The organism is Pseudomonas sp. 22490 (assembly GCF_052044465.1).
GTDB lineage: Bacteria > Pseudomonadota > Gammaproteobacteria > Pseudomonadales > Pseudomonadaceae > Pseudomonas > Pseudomonas aeruginosa.
In genome coordinates, this window is the sequence record NZ_JBQENS010000026.1 from 54498 (window position 1) to 76726 (window position 22229).

Genomic DNA, 22229 nt, shown 5'->3' on the forward strand with positions numbered 1-22229 from the left:
CACACCGGCAGGGCCAGGAGCTGCCACGGCCCGCCGGCCCTCGTTGGTTCGGCTCCTCCCGATCAGACTGCCCACAACCGGCTGCAGACCTTCAGGCGTCGGAATCGGCGCCGCCTGGCATGCCCCTCCTCGGGAAACGAGACCGAATCGCCCTGCCCGGCCGGCATCACTCAGGAAGAATGGTGATTCCGCGTGCCCTGAGACTGCGCCGGTCTTTTCGGAGAGTTTCCAGCAACCGGTCCCTTGTCTCCCGGACGTGCGATTCGACCATCCCCGCGGCGCGTTCGATATCGCATGCCCTCAAGGCGGCGATGATGGCGCGATGCTCGGCCCAGCCGTGATGTTCCGGTTGGCTCTCCAACCATCTGACACGCTGGAGGCGCGTCAGGGCCTCGCCGAGCCCCCGACTGATGAATTCATTGCGGGCCAAACCGGCAATCCAAAGGTGGAATTGGCGTCCGGCAGACTCGGTCTCTTCTGCCGAGGCATTTATCGGCACCGCATCCAGTATGGCCTCCCCCTCCCGGAAATAGCTTTCTTCCGCCTCTTTTCCACCGAGGCGAACTGCCGTTACCTCAAGCATCTCCCGGTATACGAACAATTGTTCTATTTCCTGAAGATCGATGGGCGGCACCAGCCATCCCCGGCCCTCCCTCGCAACGAGACCTTCAGCCTCAAGACGAACCAGTGCCGTGCGGATAGAGCTTCGCGAGGCCCCTGTCTGCCCTTCGAGCCAGCGCTCCGTCAGGCGCTCTCCAGGGCCGATCTCCATATCCAGAATCAAGCGGCGCAGCCGCTCTTCAGCCTGCTGAATGACCGTCATTAGGTGCCTCCGATTGACAGATCCATTGGCCAACGTCAATGTATACCAAATTGGTATACCAAATTGACTGTGTGGTATCGAGTGTCTCTGATCGGAGTCTGCTGATGCAAGGCAACATGAACGAACCCGCTATCGACTGCTGGCAACGCAACCTCGCCGTGTGCTTGTTCGGAGCCTTCACCACCGTCTTCGCCATGACACTTATCCTGCCGTTCCTCCCGGTCTACATAGGTCAACTCGGGGTATCGGGCCACGCTGCAATCGTGCAGTGGTCGGGTATCGCCTACGCCGCCACTTTCGTCACCGCCGGGTTGGTAGCACCGCTTTGGGGGATGCTTGGCGACCGCTACGGTCGCAAGCCCATGCTGGTCCGAGCTAGCCTGGGAATGGCGATCACCATGTTGCTGATGGGGCTGGCCTCCGATATCTGGCAATTCATCGGCTTGCGCTTGTTGGCGGGAATCGCCGGCGGGTACTCGTCGGGGGCAACGATCCTGGTCGCGGTGCAAGCTCCGAAATCCCGTTCGGCATGGGCATTGGGTCTTCTTTCCTCGGGCGTGATGGCCGGCAATCTGTTAGGGCCGCTGGTTGGCGGCTTCCTGCCTCCTCTGATCGGCATACGAGCCACATTCTGGGGCGCCAGTGGATTGATCTTCATTGCGTTTGTCTTCACGACCTTCATGTTGCGCGAGACTGCACGCCCCTCCGTCCCCGCCGTCGAAGAACCTCCCAAGGTCGGTTGGTCGAATATGCCCAACAAGGCGGTGATCCTCGCCATGCTGGCGACAGGCCTGCTGCTGATGATTGCCAACATGTCGGTCGAACCGATTATCACCGTCTATATCGAAACGCTGCTCGAGGACTCGAGGCGGGTGACGTCTGTGGCGGGTCTGGCCATGTCGGCGGCAGCGCTCGGAAGCATCATCTCCGCGACCTATCTGGGTAAGGTGGCCGACCGGATTGGCTACGGCGTCATCATGATAGCCGCGCTGAGCGTCGCGGCCGTCCTGCTGATTCCCCAGGCTTTCGTATATGCGGGGTGGCAACTCATCGCCCTGCGCTTCCTGATGGGCATGGCGCTTGGCGGCCTGCTTCCGTGCATGGCCGCTGTAATCCGCCATAGCGTCCCGGAGCGATTCGTCGGCTCGGCAATGGGCTGGTCGCTATCCGCGCAATTCGCCGGCCAGGTAATCGGGCCGGTAATCGGAGGGTTCGTCGGTGGCCAGTTCGGGATGCGCAGCGTTTTCCTGGTAACCAGCCTGTTGATGCTGGCAGGGGCGCTATTCAACTGGCGAGCCCTTGGGCACTCCACCCGCTAGACGGTTTTCCACCACCCAGAGGTCGTCATGACTGAGCTCGTGCTTGAATCTCCCTTTAATTCCGCCCTGCTGCTGATGGATTTCCAGGAATTCGTGCTGAACAACTTCGTGCCCGCACCTCGCGCAGCCGAGGTAGTGGCCCGCACCTCCAGATTTCTTTCCAGGGTACGGCAAACCGATATGCTTGTAGTTCATGTAACGGTGGGCTGCCTGCCCGATGGTCCGCCAATGGACAGGCGCAACAGGCTATTCCGCGAGCTACGTGAAAGTGGCTTGATCGAACCGGGAAGCCCCGGGTTGGCGATCACCGCCGCCTTGCAGCCGATCGAAAGCGAACCGGTCATTACGAAGAGTCGCGTCGGCGCCTTCACGGGTACGGAACTGGACGAGCTTCTCTGGGCGCATGATATTGAAACATTGCTCATCGCTGGAGCCACTACCTCAGGCGTAGTGCTGACGACGGTTCGCCAGGCGTTCGATCTGGACTACCAGTTGGTTGTGCTCAGAGACGGCTGTGTCGATGGCGATGCAGAGTTGCATGACTACCTCATGGCCAGAGTCATTTCCGACCACGCCACGATCACCGAAATCGATGAAGTGGCGAAAACTCTACGCATGTAGAGTGCGCCAGCCATACAGAAGCAACGGTCGTTCCCGCGTACCGCCGCCCAGACCCTTGGCAACTTCCCTCGCTCGATCCCACCTCCGATAAAAGCATCGGCGATGTGCTCGGCGACTCCTCGGGGCTATCGAAGCTGACCATCAGTAGCGTCAAGGCCACTCACCGGGAGCGCTCCTTTGGGCTGGAACCCGCCTCCCTGTCAAAAGGCTTTCAAGATCCGGGAGCTCGATACTATCGTCGAGCGCATGTAGAGAGGCCCAGTGGAGGGTAACGACTACCTCCTCGGGTCTGGCAACCATTTTGCCTGGCAGCGCCCCAGAAAATGGCGATCGAGTCCATCCCCACGAAAGATGTACCAGGGGCGGAGATTCTGGTCAGTGACTGAAAAACGGTGGCGGCCCAGGTCGAGAGGCTGATGGAGACATCATCCGAATCGAAGTACTGATGACAGCCTACGAGCCGTGCTGGAAAGCCTCGGGTTATCGGACACCGACGCTGGGCGGGTGGAACTGCTCATTACCGACGATATGGCAAAGGCCCCATCCCTGATAAAATCCCTCGCCCTGCTCCGCTCCCCCTACCGAAGTCCCGATGCGCCCAGAACCGACCAACGCCCCCGCCGCCCTCTCACGCCGATTCTCCGTTGCGCCGATGATGGATCGGTCAAACTAGAAAAAATTACCCAATAAAATCATATAGACACTGGATCAACTCAATTTGCTGTAGCAAATTCGTAGCAAGCCCCTCCCGGGCAAGCATTCTTTACCAGTCCCTCCACTGACACGACCGCTTCTCCTACGACCAGCTTTCCACTCGTCGCCTCCCCGAGAAAGACTGTATATTCATACAGCATAATTTCCGGCCCACCCGACCGCCGGAGATTTCCATGTCCTACTCCGACCCCAGGCATTGCCACAACCAGCGCGTCACCCAATGGCTTGCCGCGATACGGCAGCATGCCGCCTGGCTGTACGCCGCGGATGAGCAGTACCTGTACCTTGTGGCCGAGGCTAACGAGCTATACCAGTGCGGAATCGTGGGCCTGCAGGACCGCCACGACATGGTCACCGACGCCTTGGGGATGTACGGCTGGGCGATCGAGCACGGCATCACACGCGAGACGCACTACTGCGCGGACTGCTGCTACGACGTGCTCGACGGCGGCGTCGTCGTCGGGAGCGTGGACGACGAGGGCATCTACCACGGGCCCGCACCCGCACGACAGCGGCTGGGCTACCTCGGCCGGGATCCCTTGGACGGGATAACATACTTGCGCCTGGGCCAGACGCTTGAGCGCGCCGGCGTTGTGCGCGGTCTGGAGATCGAACTCGACGCCGGCGGCACGCTGCTGCTCCTCGAACAGATACCCGATGACTTCCGGCCATGGCGGTGGGACACCTGATCAAGCATCACCTTCAACGCTTGACGACCGCCAACCTGTCAAGCATTATAGTTTTCAACTAGATTGCTTGAATCGCCGAGAGGCGAGTCAAACCGTAGCATCAGAGGACCAACAGGGAGCTACTTATGTCGCTTACAAAATTTGGTATCGCCGTCCGAGAGTATCGGCGCCAATTGGGGCTGACACTCAGCACAATGGCTGCCTCGCTCAGCACCTCGCCTGCATTTCTAAGTGCCATGGAGACTGGTCGAAGCAAGATTCCAATGGAGTGGGTGGAAAAAATCTCTGAATATTTTGCCGTTAAGGGAATTCCAGTCAAAACCAGAGACCTCAAAGCGCTCGCGTGCGAAGACAACGAAAGCGTTTCTCTAGAGGGCCTGCCTCAACATCACAAAATGCTAATCGCAGGATTCGCCAACTCCGACCTCACCCAAGAACAGCTCGCCAACTTCGGCAAATTGCTCGCCGAAATCTACGAGGAGAAACCCAAAGATGACCGTTGAGGAATTGCCATACCGGATGAGGGGCCACAGGGTCCCCGAATTCTCCTCAGTTCAGATCCGAGCCGTTGCGCAAAAAGTTTGCGATGTGCTCCATCTGAGCCGGAGGTCATTCCGACCTGGAGCTGTGGAAAGCTTGGTCGCCGCGCTCGAGCACTACAGGATCTACGTTGACCCAATTGAAGATGAGGAATGGCTCGACGCCACGAGAGCAACGGTCAATCCGCAGACGGGAATGATCTATATGCCCCTAAAGCTCTACAACGAGCTGTGCCGCGGGAAGCCAGAAGCCATCCGAATCTTCCTACATGAATTGGGGCACATCATCCTGTGCCACAAACCAATGCTTCACTTCTCGGAGGGCCCGAGTAAAAAGGAGTTCGATTCGGAGTGGCAGGCCGATCTTTTTGCGGACTCGGTGATCGAGCACCTCAACCTGCCAAGGTTTGACGGTCAGATGGAATTCAAGTTCTGACCACTTACGTTTGCGGCGTAAGCAGTCAGAACCTGGTGGTTGGCAACCCAACCAAAGAAGTACTCCACCCGCTTCTTGCAAATCGCAAGGAAGTGTGATAGCGGAGGCTCCCTACGCAAGAGCCAAGTCTATACACATCTTTGCGGTTTGTCCAGAAAAGGCAAGTGGTGGCAACCCCCCGAAAGGAGATAGGTCATGACCTACACCGACGAACGGGGCACCTTCATCCTCCGCTGGACACGCCGCTTGAAAAACGGCCAGATCCAGCGCGCGGTGGGCAAGCCCTTCAAAATCTACATCAGCTGATGCAGTAGCCCCAAAAGGGAATGGCCATGCGGCCATTCCCTTCCCTTCTCCAGCAACCCCACTGTATGCTTAACATTGGGTTGTATATCAGCGCTCCGCTTCGTAAGCAGCAACGCCTGAGCCGACGGCGATCCATCCATCTGGCGAGTGCGCGGTGTCGCAGATCGATACGTCCACCGTCTGGCCTTCCTTGGGCTCGGCTGGAAGGATCGCCGCAGTACGCCGCAGGTCGTTCGAAGACGGCGCGAAAGTGCTTTCAGAGCAGTGGAATGCCCATATCCCGTGTTTTCCGGAACTGCCTATCTGGCGGTCCAGCTTTAACGTCCACTTCCCCGCCAATCGAATCACCAGCATCGCCCTGCTCCGTAGGAAAATGCCGTAGTCTACAACTTCAGGGGCACACCATGTTCCCGCCTACGAACTCGCACGCCGGCCCACCATTCGCTGGGAAGTGAGTATTTCCAGCGCCTCGGTTGTACCGGACGCCGTTGCTATCCCAGCACCCGCCAGGATCGCAATTCGTAATCACGCCAGGTGCTTGCCGAGCCGCTGGCGCCGGCAGGACTTGCCGTGGCCTGCCATCAGTTTTCCCCGCCCGGGCTGGGGGTTCCTCACCGCCGACGACAGTAACCGGAACGCCAGGAGAGCCGCCCCTGCTTCGTTCCGGCCGCTGCTCGCGGTACTGGGTGCTGTCGAGGGTGTTCGCGGGGGCGACATCAATGGCCGAGGACGAGTGACCGTCCGCGCAACCTTGATCCGAAAATGTGACCTTTCCAGCGGCATCGACGCATCGGTATACCTGAGCTGCCGAAGCTGAAGGGAAAGACAGCAAAGCGAGCACGGCAAGTGAGGCCGTTGCTCGATAGAAACCCTTGAGGTGCTGCATGACCAACTTCCTTTGGTTGAAGCTCCGTACGTATCAAGCGTACCAGCATCAGCCATGCAGCGCTGTCTTATGGCGCTGCGGATTCCAGCGCCTTGATTCGGGTGGAAAGCGCGGTAAATGCAGTTTGCAGATCCGGTGCTGCCGCCAGACCGCTACCAGCGTCTTCGGCGATTGCATGGTTGTGGTTGCCAGCCGCTGCGGTAGTAGCGGTTATACCGATCGCAAGGCTGGATGTTCCCGCGCCAATAGCCACCCTTGCTGTTGCGGCATCAGCACCAGCCGCAATAACAGCCGGTTTCCCTGTCACATCCCCCCAGGCAGGCGCATAGTTTCCCGCTTTGGCGGTGGTTGCGGTAATGCCCAACTGCAGATTAGAAGTGCCGGCCCCGATTGCTGCACGCCCGTCTTCCTCGTTGACGGCCGTCAGCAGAGATTTGCCGATGACAGAAGCATCGGCGATGTCCTCCACCACGATGGTGACAGGTCCGGTGCCACTACCATCCGGCGTGCCCTTGACCAAAGCCTGGTAGACGGCCTTGTCGTCGGGATAAAGCAGGATAGGCGCACCGAGCGGCTGCCAGCCATCGGCGATGGCCTCGGTCATGAAGCGCTCGATCTGGTCGATAGGCGCCTTAAGCACCCGATATGCGGTGTAGGCCATTGTTTCCTCCCTACGGGGTCGGCTCTTGGGGAATCAACCGGGCGCGACACGAGTTGTAGGCCGCGCTCAGGGTTTCGACTTCGCTCAGGGAGTCGTTAAAGCGTCGAGAATTTTCTTCCGGTAGTAGCCCGTAGGCCGAGGCGGCGTCTCCTGCACCAGCTTCGGCGGCGCCGGCTGCGTCACCTGCGGCGCCACCACTACAGCCCCCACCTGCGGCGGGGACGATGCGCACGCGCACAGGGCGGTCGCGCAGCTCACCAGCAAGGCGAGCGATTTCAGCCTGAGCATCGTTGTCCTTCCTCTCTTGGTCGGCAGCGGCCTTATTGAGCGCTGCCTGTTTCATGTCGCGCTGCGCGGTCAGCTCGGCCAGCTTGGCGTCCGCCTGTTCGCGCTGCTGACGCACCTGGCCTGCCAGCTCGCCGTACTCGCGCAGCATGGACGCGCGCCCGGCGAGGTAGCCCATGCTGACCAGCAGCGCCGAGGCGAGCAGGGCCAACACCGCGCCGACGATCCATTCCTTGATGGTCCCCATGCGTCACTCCTGCGCGGCTATGCACTGCGCATGCCGCTCCTGCTGCCGGGTCCAGACGCCTTTGCAGCCCATCGGCCCCCAGTTCTTCGGCTGCGAGCAATCGCGCCCGCCCTGGTTGCGCCACTTCAGCAGGTCGTCACAGGCCTGTCGGTAGTTGCCGGCCAGCAGGTCGCGGCGCATCGAACTACCGCGCCAGTTGGTGATGCCGAACTGGCCCGTGAAATCCAGGTACAGGTCGTACTCCTCCTGGAACAGCTTCACGCCGGGCAGCGAGGCGCGGAACTGCTGTTCGTCCTTCGCCATCAGGCTGCGCGCCAGTTGTTCGCCGCGCTGGCGGGTGATCGGCGGATCGGTCAGCTTCACCGATTGGCCATTCTCGTAGCGGGTGGAGCCGTAACCGATGGTCGGAACGTCGCCCTTGGTCGGCACGTATGGTTTCGCGCTGAAATCCTCCGACTTCATCCAGGCGCCGAAGCCGGCCAGGCTGACGGTCAGCGCGGCAACCAGCACGCGGTTACGGCTGTTCGACATCGCAACGCCCCCGGATGGCCTCTATGCGGGCAGCGCTCTCGGCTGATTCGCGGCGGTCGCGGCGAACCTGGAAATAGATATTGGCCAGCAGACCGATGACGGCGACCAGCACGCCGATCAGCCCCACCCAGTTGATCTGCGCCAGCCAGCCCAACGCGCCCGCAAGGGCGCCAGCCAGCGTGGTCTTGTTGGCCACCGAAACGCCCACCACCTCTACCGCCATTCCGGCCCTCTCCGACATAACTCCATCCTCCAAAGGCCGGGGCATCACGCCCCGGCTTCTTGGGCAGGTAGTTTTCGGTACAGCCAGAGAACGGCAAATCCTTACAGGGGGTTCAGTCCAGCGTTGCGCGGGTGCGCTCCAGATCCTCTCGCATCTGCTGCCGCATCGCTTTCGGTGCGGTCTTCGCTATCCGTTCGTCCTTCGATAGCGACATTTCGCGGACTCGTCGCATGATGTCTGGCACTCGGATGGCCATTGGCTGGTCAGGGTTGCGCCGATTCCAGTCGGCTATTGCTTGCCGCGCGCGCTCAACCTTGCCCTGGTCTTTCTCGAAGATGCCGGCCGCCCACATGCTGCGAATTTCCTGGGCTTTCAAGTTGTAGAAGGCCTTTGCTTTCTGGTTGAGCATGTTGGCCCCTTGGATAGTGGCTACGCTGGCCGGCTGGAAGCCGATGGACTTCATAGCGGCCTCGAGCACGTTGGTGTCGAGCACCTTGTAGCCCTTGGCGTCCCTGTACATGCCAGTGGCCAGCATATCCACGCCTTTGGCCGCATTTCGCACCGCGCCCGGCGACATCTCCAGGATACCGCTGCCGATATCACCTCCCAGCACCTTGCGAGTACCACTCGCTATTCGGCTGGCAAAGTCTCCCATCGGGCCAGCTATTTCCAGGACGTCTCGCGTATGGCTGGTCTTTTCAGTTAGCAGACCGGTTCCGGGTATCAGGTTCCCCATACCCAGCCGGCCCGATACATCGAGCGGAGCCCCAGGCAGCCCGGACACCCCGCGATCAATGAAGTCGGCAAGCACCCGACCGAACAGACTTTCCAGAAACTCCTGTTTGGCCTTCGCGGTAGAAAAGTTGTAGCCCATGAGTTGCGCCGCACCGTCGATCAGGTCTTCGGCGTCTTCGGCGAACGGCAAGCCACCGGCGCCGCCGACGAGCAGCAGCATGCCGATCATCAGGGCAGCAGCCTTCCGACCGTCCTTGCGCTCCTGCGAACCAGGCTCACCCTGATTCCACAAGCGATGCATCAGCTCAAGATAGGCCACGCTGTACGTCTTGAAGGTCATCAAGGTGCCGCCGACGGCACCACGCCCCCAGCGCATCTTGCTGGCCTTGGAGTATACGAACTGCGTCTCGCGCACGGCCCGGCGCGCGAACTCATCAGGATTGGCCATGTTCTGCGCTTTGGCGATGCGATACGACGCGATGTAGGTCATGCGGCGGTTGATCTGCTCTGCGGCGCCGAACAACTTGCCCCAGGCCATCGACAGGCGCGCCACGCTGTTGGACGCAAGTGCTCGAGCATCACCCAAGCGCGTCCCGTCCCCCGCGCGCAGCGAGCCGCTGCCGCGGGCCTGCGCCATCAACTGGTGGACCTCCTGCGGGGACACCACCCCATCATCTTCGGCGCGCTTTAATGCCCGGGCCAGGTCCGGCTCGAACTGATAGGACCGATGCGCCATCTGACGTGCTGCACGCCCCAGTTCCGTCGCAGCGCGCTTCACCCCGCAATACTGACTCAGCCAGGGAAAAGTCACTTGGACCGGTTGGGTCATGTTGACGAAGGCAGACGCGACGGAGCCGCCGAGGTACTGTGCAAACAGCAGTCCGCGCACCGCCTGCCCCTCCTCTTGCGGGTTCTTGATGTAGTCGGCCAGCCGTACCGCGGCGTCCTTCAGTTCGCCCTGCGCCTGCGGGATGCCGTTCACAGCCTCGGAAAGGTCGCCCATGTGCAGGCCGGCGGCGGTTTGCCGCGCATTGGAGTATACGAACGAAGCCAGTACCCGCCCTACGTCCTCGCTATAACCAGCGATGCCCTTTCGGTGAATAAGCCGGCGCATTGCGCTGCGGTTGGTCTTTGTCAGGCGCAGGTAGTCTTGGAAAGCCTGATCACGTGCGCTATCGCCCTGTGAGTCGAAACCGAGGGCGTTGCCGAACAGTTCCAGCGTTTCCGGTGTGATGCCAGCGAATAGCTTGTACGCTTCCTCGGACAGGGTGCCCTGGCTCACGGTGGCGCCAGGAAACGCGCCACGCATCTGCTCGGCCATCTGGTTGGCCTCGCGCTTCGTCTCGAACAGGCTGAAGTATTCACGCTGACCGTCCTGACCCACCACGTCCACTGTGTACTTGCCGAAGCGCGACAGCGGTGCATAGCCCTCGCCCTGCAACTGGGCGACCTTCTCGGCGCGATCCGTCATGCCGTGTGCCAGGTTCAGCAGGTTCGTGGCGCGTTCCGGCCATGCATCAGCCATCTGCGCCAGGTGGTCGCGCAGTATCGCGGCGCCCTCCTGCGCATCGGCCGCGTCCATCACCTGGTCGCGCAGTTCCTTCACATCCTCGCCGCCGAAGCGCAGCATGTCGGCGCGGGCCATGGTGTCCAGGCTACGGTCGGTGGCGGCGCGGAACTCGCGGTACAGCGCGACCTGAGCATCGTTGAGCTTCCATATGTCGCGCAGCTCAGCGTCGGTCCAGACGATGCCTGCCTTGAGCATCTGCGACTCGTAGCGGCTGTCGATCATCTTGGCGAACTGCTCGGGGCTCAGGCCGCGCCAGGCGCGCAGCAGTCCCTCGGGAATCTTGCCCTGCTTCCGCAGGATGTCCGCCTTCTCGTCGGCCGTCAGACGCATGGCGCGCTCAGCCAGCGAATCGACGCGCACCGGCTTGCCGTCCACGTCGCGCGCCCACATCAGCGTGCCCTCGAATACCGGCTTGGCCACCGCCTTGTTGTCCTCAGCGCCCACCGGGGACTTTGCGATGTCGCGCCAGGTTTCCAGCTTCGGCAGCAGTTTCGGCGCCAGATCAGCCGCATCGCTGGCGTAATAACTCACGTCATCGATGAATCCTTGCGCCGACTCGAAGACCGGTTTGAATGCCGGGGAACGCTCTGCGAGGTTGTACATGGTGCCGATGGTCTTGTGCCACCAGGACAGGCCTCCCGGAGCGCTGAAGGTCTTGTTCAGTTCGGCGGTAGCCTTGCTGGTGAGTTCGCGCAGACCGGAGCGACTGAACTGCGGACCTTCGGGTTCATTCAGGCTTGCGGTCAGCAGCCGCTGGAGTACACTGGCTACGTCTCCTGAACTGGACGAGCCGGAAGGCTGCACTGCCATCGTGGCATCAGCACCGGATACTCGACGGTTCAGGAGATATTCTTTTGTGGCCACCGAATGCAGATACATGCGCTGCATGTTCGGATCGCGGCGCACCAACACGGTCACGATGTCATCCTTATCGTCGATCACCACCGGCGCCGATACGTAGAAACTCTCCCCCTTCTCATAGTCCGCGCGGTGAACCACCACACCTCGCTCCAGCACGTCCTTGACGGCCGCGAACGCCGAGAACTTGTATGGGTTGGCCTTGCCATGCGCCATCGAGTCGCGCACAGCGCGCATATCCAGCACCACATCGCCCAGGTCCGGGTTCACTGCCTTGCCACCTTGAGACTCGAATAGCTTCGCCGCCCACTCGCGAACCGCAGCGAAGCCCTGTGGTGCTTCATTCCCCTCCAGGATGGCCACCGGCGGACCTTGCAGCACGCGCGCCTTGCGCATGTCGTCCTGGCTCATGGCTAGGCCGTCGCCCCGTACCCGGCCTTCGGCGGCGCTTTCCACACCAGCCATCGCATATCGCACCAGATCGTCCACGCTGATACGGCCAACCGGCAGACCGTGGCGCAGCATCCACTGACGGATGTTGGCCAGGAACCTACGCAGGAAGTCACCCACCTGCTTGCCCAGCGCACTGTCTACCCAGGACAGGAACCGGCTATCAGCCTCGGCGAACCCCTGCTCTCGCCCTTCAATAACAGCCTGCTCCACGATATACGGAGCGGCCTCCTTCATGTTGCGGCTCTCGCCGGCCTCGATCATGCGGCTGGCCACACGGTCCAGGAAGGTGCGCAGTTCGGCGCTCCGGACTTTGCCGCGATTCATCAGCATGGCGTGGGCAGCCTGGTCGAGATTCTGCCGCTGCTGGCCGTGAACCATTTCGTGAAGCACCACGGCCGGTGCGGTTACCGGATTCAGGTTCGGGCCGACCAGAAAAGTTAGACCTGATCTGGCATCGTAGAAGCCATTGATGCGCCCGCCATCCTCAAACAGTTGAACGGCATCGCTCAGTGCGGTACCGGATTTCCGCGCGTAGGTGTGCGCGATGCGCAACGGGTCGGCGCTGTCGATCACCACCAAGCCGCCCCGTTGTCCTTCCTTGCCGCGCTTCAGCATCTTGCGCACAGCCTGGCCCAGTGCTGGGAACTGCAGGTCGAAAGCACGCACCAGGCTTTGCGAGGTCATCGGCGGACGCCCCGTCAGGTTCTGCGGCAACGGGCCATTCTCGATGTCGCGGCCATTGAACGACACCAGCACCTGACTTTCAGGGATGTCCGCCGACTCATCGGGTGCAATGTCCCGGCGCAGGCGCGGCGTCATTTTCAGCCGAGCCTGCGTGTTGCGCGCCTCCACCTCTCCAGCCAAACGACGATAGGTAGCCGCACCAGTCTTGTCGAAGTTGCTGACGAAAGCCCTGGCCGAGCCGCCCATGGCGAAACCTTCCCGGATCTGTATCGCATGCTGGAGTTCGTGCAGGATCGCCGAGGCAACCTCGGTGCGGGGCATGTTCGCCTGAACCTCAACTTGGTTACCAGTGGCGAACCGGCGTAGGCGAGCCAGCGCAGTGACGCCCTCTGGCATCACTGCCACCGGGATACGCTGCAGGTCAGGATATGCAGCGAACAGTTGAGGATGGTTGAGCACATCGCCGACGGTCGGTCGACTGCGCTCGTCGTTGATCGCATTGAGGTGGGCCATATTGATGATGGCGCCAGCAGTCTCACCGGCCACGGCGATGCTGGCCTGATGATCGCTGATTTCGAAGCGCCACTTGCCATCAGCGCTACGGTGCCAGCCGGTATCTCGGCGAACGACCTCGGCGTTTTCGCCAATGGCGATGCGCTGCTGTGCTGTGCTCAGGGCATGCAGGTTGGCGCCGACAGCATTGCGTCCGGCGAACGAATACTGCACGGGCGGTTGTTCGCCGGGCTGCGGCGCTGGAGACTCTTCGGCTGCCGGCTTATCGATCACCACCATGCGCGCGTTCACGCCGGTATTGACGGGTAGCGCCGGGTCCATAAACGAACCCTCCGGCAGCCGTTCACTGGTGGCGCCCAGGCCGTCCAGCCAGGCGCGGAAGTTCTCGGCGGCCTTGTTGCTCTGGAAGAAGGCGCCTTCGCTCATGATGGCAACCAGGCGGCCGCCGGGCTTCAGCAGGCTGTAGGCGTGCTGTACGTGCTGGATGTCGCGCCCCTTGGAGAATGGCGGGTTCATCACGATACGGTCGTACTGCTTGCCGGACACGTCCATGAAGTCGGATCCGACCAGGTTGTAGCCCTTGGCCTCCAGCAACTCGCGGCGTTCGCCGGAAAGCTCCACCACGTCGGGCTCCACGCCGGTCTGCTCGCGGATCGCATCGGCCATATGGCCCATGCCGGCGGAAGGCTCCAGCACGTCCATGCCTCCCTGGATGTCGGCGGCGTCGATGGCTTCCTCGGTGACGACGGTCGAGGTCGGGAAGAAGTCCAGTCCGTCATTTCGGCGGCCGATCATGGACCGTTCCATTTCCCTGATCTTGTCGGGCTCGGCGGGCGCCTCGCGCAGCGCTACGAACTCGCGCAGTGCAGAGCGGTACTCGCTGCCGGTGAGGATGCCCATGCTCTCCAGGCGCTTGCGCTTTTCGTGCGCACTCTCCAGCGCCGACGGAACGTTGATCTTGCTGCCGCTGCGCCGACCCAGGGCCTGCACCAACTCGCCACCGAACTCGCCGGACAGCGTGATGCGCTTGTCGCCGTCGCCCTGCCAGAGTCCCAGCTTCATGGCTTCGCTGGGGGCCATGACGATGCGGTTCTGCCCGCGTTTCACCGGAAGCACGATGGCCTTGCCGGTGAGGCCGGAGCGGCGAATGGCACGTTCGGCATCCTCGCGGCTCTTGAAGTCGGCGAACTGGTCACCGCGGGTGAAGCGGCTGACGGACAGAAGGTTCTGCTTGGCCCAGTCGGTGTAGGCCTCGGTCACGTCGTCGGCGACCTTCTCCAGGCGCGCGGCCAGCTTCTTCAGGCCGTCCACGTCCGCCATCTGGCGCGCCAGGCTCGCTAGGTCGGAGCGCATGGCGGTGTAACTGGGGAAGGTGGAGTAGTCCACCGTCTCGGCGTCCACCGGCTCGCCGCGGTGTTTCTCCTGCTCGCCGTAAGTCGGGTACTTCGCACGAATCTGCGCGTCCTTCGCATTGCGCAGTTCCCGCGCCAGGAACTCCACTTGCACTTTCTGCCGCACGGTGTCCAGGAACTTGGCCTTGCCGCCCTCGATGGCATCGGCCAGGTTGTTCATGGTGGCGGCCAGTGCCTTGTCGGACCGCGCAGAGGCCTCGGCGCTGGCGGCCATCCGCGCACGGCGCTCGGTGTTCTGCTTGCGCTCGCGGTTCAGCGCTTCATCGGCCCGCTCGTTGAGGGCCTGAGCCATGGTGCGCAGTCGCTCGGCGGCGCCCTGACTGCGGTCATCCTCGAAGGCGTCGCGGCGCGCTTCTGCAACGGCCTGCGCGTCGGCGGTGTCGCCTGTCACCAACTTACGGAATGCTTCGGCCGCCTCGCGGGTGCGGAACTGGAAGCCGGGGACGGCGCCATTTCCACGATAACTGCTGTAGCTGCCGCCCAGCCGCTTCGCCGAATTGTTCAGGGTGTCGTAGTCCTCGCGGCTGACGCGCTCGGCCAGTTGCACAACGAACAGGTCATGCCCGTGCTTGGTGTGCTTCGTCTCGATGATGTCGCCGGCCGTAGTCTGCCCGGCGCTGGCTACGCGGATCTTGGCTTGTGCCTTGGCCTGCTCACGCAGGGCCTTAGTGCTCTCGGCCTCCAGTTCGTCGTAGCGAATACGCTGTTCCGGCGTCAGGCGCATGAACGCCTCCCGCAGGGACTCCCCGTGCGCCTCCATGTTGTAGCTCACTGCCTGGCGGAACTCGGCGAGGGTCTGCGGGTTGGCGACAGCCTTCTGCTGCGCTTCCCGGCGGGCCTGGACTTCCTGCTGCGCCTCGGCGACCTCGGCGGCGTGTGCCTTGATGTCGTCGTCGGTGGTGTTCGCCACCAGCTCGGCCAGCGCGCTGGCCTTGGCCTGGCGGTGCGCTTCTAGGCCGGCAGCCGACATCACGTAGCTGCTCGGGCCGTAGCTGCGGCCCAGCGCAAATTCCTCCAGCACGCGACCGGCCAGGGCATCGACAATCGCTGCCTTCTTCTCGTTGCGGTAGCGGTGGAAGAAGCTGTAGCCGCCTGACTTCAGCAGGTCATCCTTCTTCATAGTGCCCAGCTCGGCCACCAGGGCGTCGCGGGCGTTCTGCGTACGCTCGAATGCCTGGCGGAACTCGTCGGCGGTCGCCTCCCCACTGCGCGCGCGCTGCATGAGGGCTACATGCGCATCGAGCGTCGGGGTTTTCGAATCGCTGGGCTGCGCGGGCTCGGGCTTGGGTGCCTCTGCCGGTTCGGACTGGGGCCGGGCTGCATCCTCGGCGCGCACGAAATCGACCAGTTCACGCACGCGGCGTTTCGACTCCGGCACGCTCATGCCGCGCTCACGGAACAGCGCCGCCAGGTCGAACTTGTCGCTGGTCAGCACGCTGCCATCGGTCGGCGTCAACTTAATGCTGGTCGGGTAGCCATCCTTGCCGAAGTTCACCCCGGCAAGGTGCGCGGCCTTGGTGATCGCCACCGGCTCGCTGCCCTTCTTCCAGGACAGAATCCTGCGCATCAGGCTGCGGTCCCCGTCTTCCTTGCGCTGCGCCTTGTCGGCGCGGGCCTGCTCGGCGGCCTGGCGATCTGCCGCCTTTTCCTCGTCGGTACGGGCGTCCAGGGCCGCCTGGCGCACGCGATCCTGATTGGCCTTCTGCCAGGCCTCGAATGTGTCGATGGCGCGGTCGTAGGCGCTGTTGCGCCTGTCCGCCTGCTTGCTGTTCAGTCCAGAACGCCCGACAACATAACCGCTGTAGGTGCCGGCGCGCACGTTCATCAGGCGTCGGTACTGGGCCAGGTAATCGGCGCGCAATTCTCGTGCGGCTTGCTCCACGGCCGCCCGCTGAGCATCGGTGCGCGCCACGACAGCGCCCGCGTCGCGGGCCACGTCGATGTAGGTCTGGAACTCATCCGCATCGGACTTCGCTCGCTGGCTGCTGCTGTTCGAGATACCGGAGTAGCTGGCGGCGGCTTCCTTCAAGGGGAACTCATCGGCGGTTGGCGCTCCCTGTGTTGCGATACGGCCGGCCGGGCCGCGCTTCATGTCGCGCGCATCCGGCGCCGTCATGTGAGTGCGCTCGCTCTCGCCCGGGACATCCACCCAGGTGTCGCCTTCCTTGCGTACACTGCGCACCGTGACGGTCCAGCTTCCCGATTCGGTCGGGTTGTAGCTGATAACCCTGTCGTAGTTGGCGCCGTAGCTGCGCACCACGTTGCCGGGAGTGAAGTATTCGGCGCGAGCCTGAGTCTCCGCCTGGTACTTTTTCGCCAACACGCCGCGCAGCTTCTTCTTCGGTGCTTCACTGGCGGCCGGTGCACTTTCATTCACTGGCTTGGTGGTGTCGCCCTCCTTCAGCCAGGCCTTGAACTCGTCCACGCTCATATCGCGGACGGGGCCGACCTTCCAGCCGGCGTCGAAGTTTGAGCGATACGCGGCAACGGCAGCATCCTGGCTGTCGAAGCCCATCATCACCTTATGCTCATCGAACCCGCCCGACTGCTGGTCAAGCTGATCCACCACGTAGATGCGCGCCGCCTCGGGATTCGGGCCGATGTAGGCGTCCACCTGCTCGCCATCTGCGCCCTCGGTACGCTTGATGTAGCCGTAGTGGTCGCTCATGGTGTGGCGCCACTCGGAACCGTCTGGACGCTTGCCGGCGCGGTCGGATCCGCGCGGATTCTCCACCGTGATGTCCAGGCCCTGCACGCGGATATGGCCCTTGGCGTAGTTGCCGGCCTCCTTCTGCGCGTCACTGGGCTCGGGGCGGTCATTCTGCGGGCTGGTGGCAGCCTCGTGCGCAGCGGCCTCGATCTGCTCAGCGGTATCCGCCTGAACCGAGATAGTTTTTTCCACAGTTGCCGGCGGTCCGGCCTCAGCATTGATGTTCGGCGTGTTCGTGGCGCGCTGTTTGTCGTGGTAATCGACGACCTTGCGCGCGACCATTTCCATGCGAGCAGCACCAGCCGCCTCCAAACGGTCGGTGGGGCGGCGATCTCCACGGTCAGCGACCAGTCGCTCGAACTGATCCTTCCCTACCAGGTCAACAGCCTCCTTCATGGCCTGCACAGTTGGGATGGTGTATGCGCGCGCCTTCGGATCGACGTTGCTGTCATCGTCTAGGTAGCGCTGATCCACGCCTTGCGACGGTTCCTGCTTGACCGCATCACCACCCTCAGACTTCGGCGAAACCTTGTCCTGGCGTACCTTGACGATGGCGTCCTTCAGGTTGACCGAAGCGGCTACCGCAGGCGCGGCCGGTACGGGTTGCGCTGCCGGCGTAGGCTGCGCAGTCGGTTGTGCTGCTTGCGCTTCTGCTGGGCGTTGAGCTTCACCTGCATTACCTGCCTCCTTGAGTTGTACGCCGCGCTTGTCCAGCTCCTTCTGGAGCCTCGTGGTGCGTTTGTGGTCTGGGCCGTAGTGAGTAATGGCCTGCTCAATCTCGGCCACGCTCATGTCGGGAATCTTCTTGGCGATCACGCCCTTGATGTCGGCGGGCGCCTGCGCGGCATCGGCCTGCGCCTGCTGGGCGTCGGCGTTGATCTGCGCGGTCTGGATGCCCTGCTGCAAAGTGGTGGGGACCGGTTCGGCCTGCTTGGGCGCGATCTTCTCCAGTTCTGCCTGGAGCCGGTCGCGCTCGGCGATAAGGCGTGAATCCCAGCCGTTGGCGCGCGCGGTCTGCTGCACGTAGTCCAGTCGGCCGCGCAGATCCGTCTCGCGCTCGGTGTTCAGGCGCGCCATGTGAGCGTCGTCAATCTCGCCGGTTTCCGGGTTGATGCCGGCGCGGAACATGTCGTCTTGCACCTGACCTTGCAGCTCAATCTCCGCGTCAAGGGCGTTGTTCAGCATGGCCTCGTCGGGTTGCGCGTCCCTGGCCCTGTCGCCTTTCTTCGCTGCCTCGGCTGCCTGCTGGAGCGCGGCTTGTTGCACCATCTGGTCAGTTGCGCCACTGTCCACGGCCTGCGCAGCAGCACCAGACAGTGGCCCAGCAGCCGGGTCCAGGCCCATCTGCTCGGAGCGCTTTGGGGCCGCCGGGACCGGAGTCACATCGGTGACTTCACCTCGACGGATTCGGTCCAGACGTTCAGCCTCTTGCTGACGCTGTACCTGGGTAGCGGAGTTCTGGTCGACCGTGGTCCGGACCTGGCCGTCAGGACCAGCCTCATACACTGGAGCTGGGAGTGCCAGTGGCGGAGTCGTCTCGGTCTGCCCCTCAAGGCCCGGGGTACTCTCGAAGGTAGCGTCCGCATCAGCCAGGCCACGGGACGCTGCCGGCTGACCGCCATGCAGAACCGCCGCCGGCCCACCCATGGCCATCCCGGCCAGCGTTCCCATTACCATCGCTTCATCCAGGCCGCTGGCCCAGTCCCGTCCCAGCGCCAGGTTTTGCAGAACCTGCTCAGATGCGGACTGTGGCAGTTCCTCAAGGAAGCCCTCGGAGATTGCGCCCTCTATCACCTTCCGCGGAATGCTCTTCGCCGGCATGGACGCCAGCTCGCTGACCAGTTGTCCTGGGTTGGCACCACCAGCGAGGAGGGTATCCGCATCACCGATACCCAGTTTCTTGGCCAAGCTACCGCCGGCAAGGGAAAACAGACTTCCCAACACACCAGTGGCCACCGCAGCTCCCGACTGCGCCGGAGTGAGCAAGCCGTCATCAGTTTCTTGGCGGATCTGCTCTGCTTGCTGACCAGCCATCACCGCCCCTTCGCCAGCCGCGCCGGCTGCCACAGGTGCCAACGCTGGAGCCAGCGCCCGAACGCCACGACCAACCGCGCCCCCCGCCAACATGGAAGGCAAAGACTCCGCTACGGTGTTCACGACCATCGACGGGTTCTGTACAGCATGCAGCGTCTTGTCTACGACGCCATCAGCATCCTGAAAGTCCTGCTGTTGCTGTTTGTACTGATCGGTGTGCAGATCATTCAGGAAATCCTTCGCCTCCCGGGGCCGGAAGCCGAGCATGCCGTCCTGGTTCTCGAGGAACTTACCTACGCGGCCCTCTGTTGGGATATCAGCGAGGCCAACAGCCGCTTCCGGAACCCCAATCACCCCCTTGGCCACAGACAGGCCGAGGTCGCGCGCATGCCCTATAACACCGCGACCCTCTTCCCCCTTGCCAACCACCTCGTCGTTCGCACCGAAGTCCGCGGTATCCACGATCTTGTCGTTCTCGCCCCAGGTATCTGCCATGTCCTCTGTACTCTCTTAGCCCTTGACGCGCAGTTGGCCGTCTTTCATGTACTGGGTGCCCTTGGGAAGGGCCTCGTATTCGGCCGCAGTCTTCGGCTGCGGGATTCCGCCGGCGGCCGCTGCCGGCTGGCCCTGCTGGTCGATAAATTGGCCGGTCTGATTGTTGAGTACTCGTGCAGGGCGCGTCAGAAGTTGCATGGCCTGTGGGTCGTACTCCTGGCCGCCGGGTACCACGGTGAAGCGATTCGGAGCGTCCTTACCGGCTAGCACACGAATCTGTTCGGCGATCGCGGCTCGGTCTTCGGGAGCAGCCTTGTCGTACTGCTCGTACAGCTTCTCGATGCGCTGGGCGGCGCGGGTTTGGAAGCCCCTGGCCTCTTGCTCACCAGCCAGGCGCTGGCGATCGAGTTCGTTGGAGGCGAGGAAGCGCGCGCCCTGCCCCATTTCCTGTAGGGCCGCGCGCTGATTGGCGCCCTGCTGCTGCACCTGCTCCCGCGCCAAGGCCGTGTCGTTATTCGCTCGAGTGCTCGCCAGGGACGTAGCATTGCGGTCATCGCTCTGCTGCAGCCGGAACAGGTTGTCGATCTGGCGGGCAGTTAACTGCCCGTTCGGCGAACCGCGATAAGGTGTTGAGGCTGCATTCAAGGCGGCTTGGCGAACGCTATCGGCCCGAGAGCTATCGGGAACCACGGTTACCCGAGGCGCGCCGGAGTTACCGGCGTTGTACTGAGCCAACGCGTCCGGGGCCATCGGCGGTACCTGGGAGACAGAACTCGGCCTGAACCCCATACCAACATCAGGCGTTCGGGCCAGCAGGTTCTCCACTGCGCGTTGGTTTTGAGCACTCCGCTGACCACCTGGGGTGAACCCGGCAGCTTGAGCCTCCCCGTTAACGGTGTAGCCTGGGCGGATTGTTGTACCGGAGAAGCTGTTACCCACTCGCGTCACGTTGTTGGGCAGGTCCGAGCCTCCGGCGCTTGGCATAGCGGCTCCAGTATTCGCCGCCGACTCCAGCGCCCCGGTTGGCGCACCAGCAGCCGGCAACACCTGGCCTCGCCCCAGCGCAGCACTGGAACTTGGCGCCGCTGCACCCTGGGCTGCCTGCTGACCACGAAGCGCCGGCGGAGTGTCATTCCATCCGAATAGCCCTTTACCGAAGTTGACCACCGGTTCCGCCAGTCGACCGACATCCTCACCAGCATCAGCGAACGCTGCGGGAACCGCCGCAAGGGCCCCACGCACGCCAGTTCCAAAGCCACGGGCATACTCACCCGATGCCCACTGCTGCGCTACGTCGTCACCCGTCCCGCGAAGAACCGAATCGGTTCGCCAGCCTGGTCCCTCGGTGCGGTATTGCGGAGTGAAACCAGCAGCTTTAGATCGATCAGGGCCCGTTACCGGTTGATCAAACTGAGCCTGCATCCTTGCAGCTCTGGCCGGGTCATTACCTTGTCGCGAGGGCGCGAAGCCTTGCGCCGACGGCGCATCTGGCAGCGCACCGGACTGCGCCACAGCCTGTTGCTGTCGGGCTGCATCCGAACGTGCCTGGGCGTTGGCGGTATAGAGGTTGTCGCTGTAGCCAGGCGCCACTCCTGGCTGAAGATTCGCGGCATCAGCAGTGCGCTGCCGATGCACAGCCATTGCTTGCCGTTCAGCATCGATATTGGCCTGCGCCCTTGCCATGGTGGGGTCTGCACTGTAGCCGCTGGTGGCTACGGGAGCCGATGCCTCCGGCACAACGCCAGCAGCACGCTGGGCGGCGGGCGTGTTGGTGATGTCGAAACGGGTCTGCTTTTTGCGCTCTCCATCAACAACCCCGCCGTCGGCGAAGAACAATTCTGGCTTCTCGGCGCCATTCCCTCCCCTTTTACGCGGAGAGAACCCTTTTGCCTGCTGGGCTACCGGCACATGAGTGGCATTCTTCACAGCGTCCAGCGCCTGCACGCCAACGGCGTGAACCTGCTCGGGAGGCATCTGGTACTCGCCGTTACTCAGGCTGACCGGAACCGGCGCCCCCATACCCTGCAACGCCGCTTCCCCAATCTGCTCGGTCGAGTCGGCCGGCATGATGTAGCTGCCCGCAGGTACCTCGGTGTCGATGTCGTCGGAGGTGCCAGTGCCTGGACCACGCACCCGCCCACCATCTGCAAATCGTTGCTTGGGCTTGGCGCCCTTCTTGAACCCGTACATGTGAAGCCCCTAAAGAAACGGCCTGGATACCGGTTCAATATTCCGGTCCAGGCCGCTTCGGAGCTAACCCTACGGGGGGCGGAGCGTTTGGCTATGTGTTTACCCGGTAATCTTCTTCCAAATCCAGATAAGACCAAAAATTATAATAGCCCCGACAACTACGTCTCTTAACTCTAGGTTCCCCGAGCTTTCGCGAATTGACTCATCAACCCCGTATTTGTCTGCAAAAACCAATATTGGGGTAAACAGCGCAATTACTGCCCCCAAAAGCCTAGCGACGACTCTGTGCATGACT

Annotated in this window: 14 protein-coding genes and 1 pseudogene; 6 read left to right on the forward strand and 9 right to left on the reverse strand. The window is 62.5% G+C overall.

The window, feature by feature from the left end; translation table 11 throughout:
• Positions 1-166 precede the first annotated feature (166 nt).
• Entirely contained in the window at positions 167-823 is a 657-nt protein-coding gene (locus ACTJJX_RS25055; RefSeq protein WP_016852704.1) for a GntR family transcriptional regulator, read from the reverse strand.
• A gap of 104 nt (positions 824-927) precedes the next feature.
• Between ACTJJX_RS25055 and ACTJJX_RS25060 the strand changes: the two genes are divergently transcribed.
• The 6 genes and pseudogenes from ACTJJX_RS25060 (at position 928) to ACTJJX_RS25085 (ending at position 5141) form a co-directional block, all read left to right on the forward strand.
• A complete protein-coding gene (locus tag ACTJJX_RS25060; protein WP_003090864.1) occupies positions 928-2142 on the forward strand; it encodes an MFS transporter in 1215 nt (404 codons plus the stop codon).
• Positions 2143-2169: 27 nt separating this feature from the next.
• Positions 2170-2763: a cysteine hydrolase family protein gene (locus tag ACTJJX_RS25065; protein WP_016852703.1), complete on the forward strand. Its 594-nt coding sequence runs from the start codon at positions 2170-2172 to the stop codon at positions 2761-2763.
• Between the two features lie 592 nt (positions 2764-3355).
• A pseudogene (locus ACTJJX_RS25070) lies at positions 3356-3424 on the forward strand (hypothetical protein); the annotation flags it as partial.
• Positions 3425-3650: 226 nt separating this feature from the next.
• Complete coding sequence (locus ACTJJX_RS25075) at positions 3651-4166, forward strand: hypothetical protein (protein ID WP_023082393.1); 516 nt, start codon at positions 3651-3653, stop codon at positions 4164-4166.
• A gap of 125 nt (positions 4167-4291) precedes the next feature.
• The gene (locus tag ACTJJX_RS25080; protein ID WP_023082392.1) at positions 4292-4669 is read left to right on the forward strand and encodes a helix-turn-helix domain-containing protein; all 378 of its coding nucleotides are present in this window, start codon (positions 4292-4294) and stop codon (positions 4667-4669) included.
• Positions 4659-5141, forward strand: a complete 483-nt coding sequence (locus ACTJJX_RS25085; protein ID WP_023082391.1) for an ImmA/IrrE family metallo-endopeptidase — start codon at positions 4659-4661, stop codon at positions 5139-5141. Before ACTJJX_RS25080 ends, ACTJJX_RS25085 begins: the two co-directional genes overlap by 11 nt.
• Positions 5142-5534: 393 nt before the next feature.
• On the opposite strand, the gene ACTJJX_RS25090 is transcribed toward ACTJJX_RS25085, so the two are convergent.
• The 8 genes from ACTJJX_RS25090 to ACTJJX_RS25125 all read right to left on the reverse strand — a co-directional run bounded on the left by ACTJJX_RS25090 (position 5535) and on the right by ACTJJX_RS25125 (position 21934).
• A complete protein-coding gene (locus tag ACTJJX_RS25090) occupies positions 5535-5801 on the reverse strand; it encodes a hypothetical protein (protein ID WP_023082390.1) in 267 nt (88 codons plus the stop codon).
• Positions 5802-5838: 37 nt separating this feature from the next.
• Complete coding sequence (locus tag ACTJJX_RS25095; RefSeq protein WP_071536974.1) at positions 5839-6333, reverse strand: DUF4124 domain-containing protein; 495 nt, start codon at positions 6331-6333, stop codon at positions 5839-5841.
• Positions 6334-6400: 67 nt separating this feature from the next.
• Complete coding sequence (locus ACTJJX_RS25100; protein ID WP_019486210.1) at positions 6401-6994, reverse strand: DUF1737 domain-containing protein; 594 nt, start codon at positions 6992-6994, stop codon at positions 6401-6403.
• Between the two features lie 10 nt (positions 6995-7004).
• Positions 7005-7526 carry a hypothetical protein gene (locus ACTJJX_RS25105; protein WP_023082389.1) on the reverse strand — a complete coding sequence of 174 codons (522 nt, stop codon included), beginning with the start codon at positions 7524-7526 and terminating at the stop codon, positions 7005-7007.
• Positions 7527-7529: 3 nt separating this feature from the next.
• The gene (locus tag ACTJJX_RS25110) at positions 7530-8057 is read right to left on the reverse strand and encodes a glycoside hydrolase family protein (RefSeq protein WP_023082388.1); all 528 of its coding nucleotides are present in this window, start codon (positions 8055-8057) and stop codon (positions 7530-7532) included.
• On the reverse strand, positions 8041-8280 hold the full coding sequence (locus tag ACTJJX_RS25115) for a holin (protein ID WP_004354898.1): 240 nt from the start codon (positions 8278-8280) through the stop codon (positions 8041-8043). Before ACTJJX_RS25115 ends, ACTJJX_RS25110 begins: the two co-directional genes overlap by 17 nt.
• Positions 8281-8392: 112 nt before the next feature.
• On the reverse strand, positions 8393-19744 hold the full coding sequence (locus ACTJJX_RS25120; RefSeq protein ID WP_023082387.1) for a PLxRFG domain-containing protein: 11352 nt from the start codon (positions 19742-19744) through the stop codon (positions 8393-8395).
• 15 nt (positions 19745-19759) lie between these two features.
• Entirely contained in the window at positions 19760-21934 is a 2175-nt protein-coding gene (locus tag ACTJJX_RS25125; protein WP_223813022.1) for a hypothetical protein, read from the reverse strand.
• Between the last annotated feature and the right edge of the window lie 295 nt (positions 21935-22229).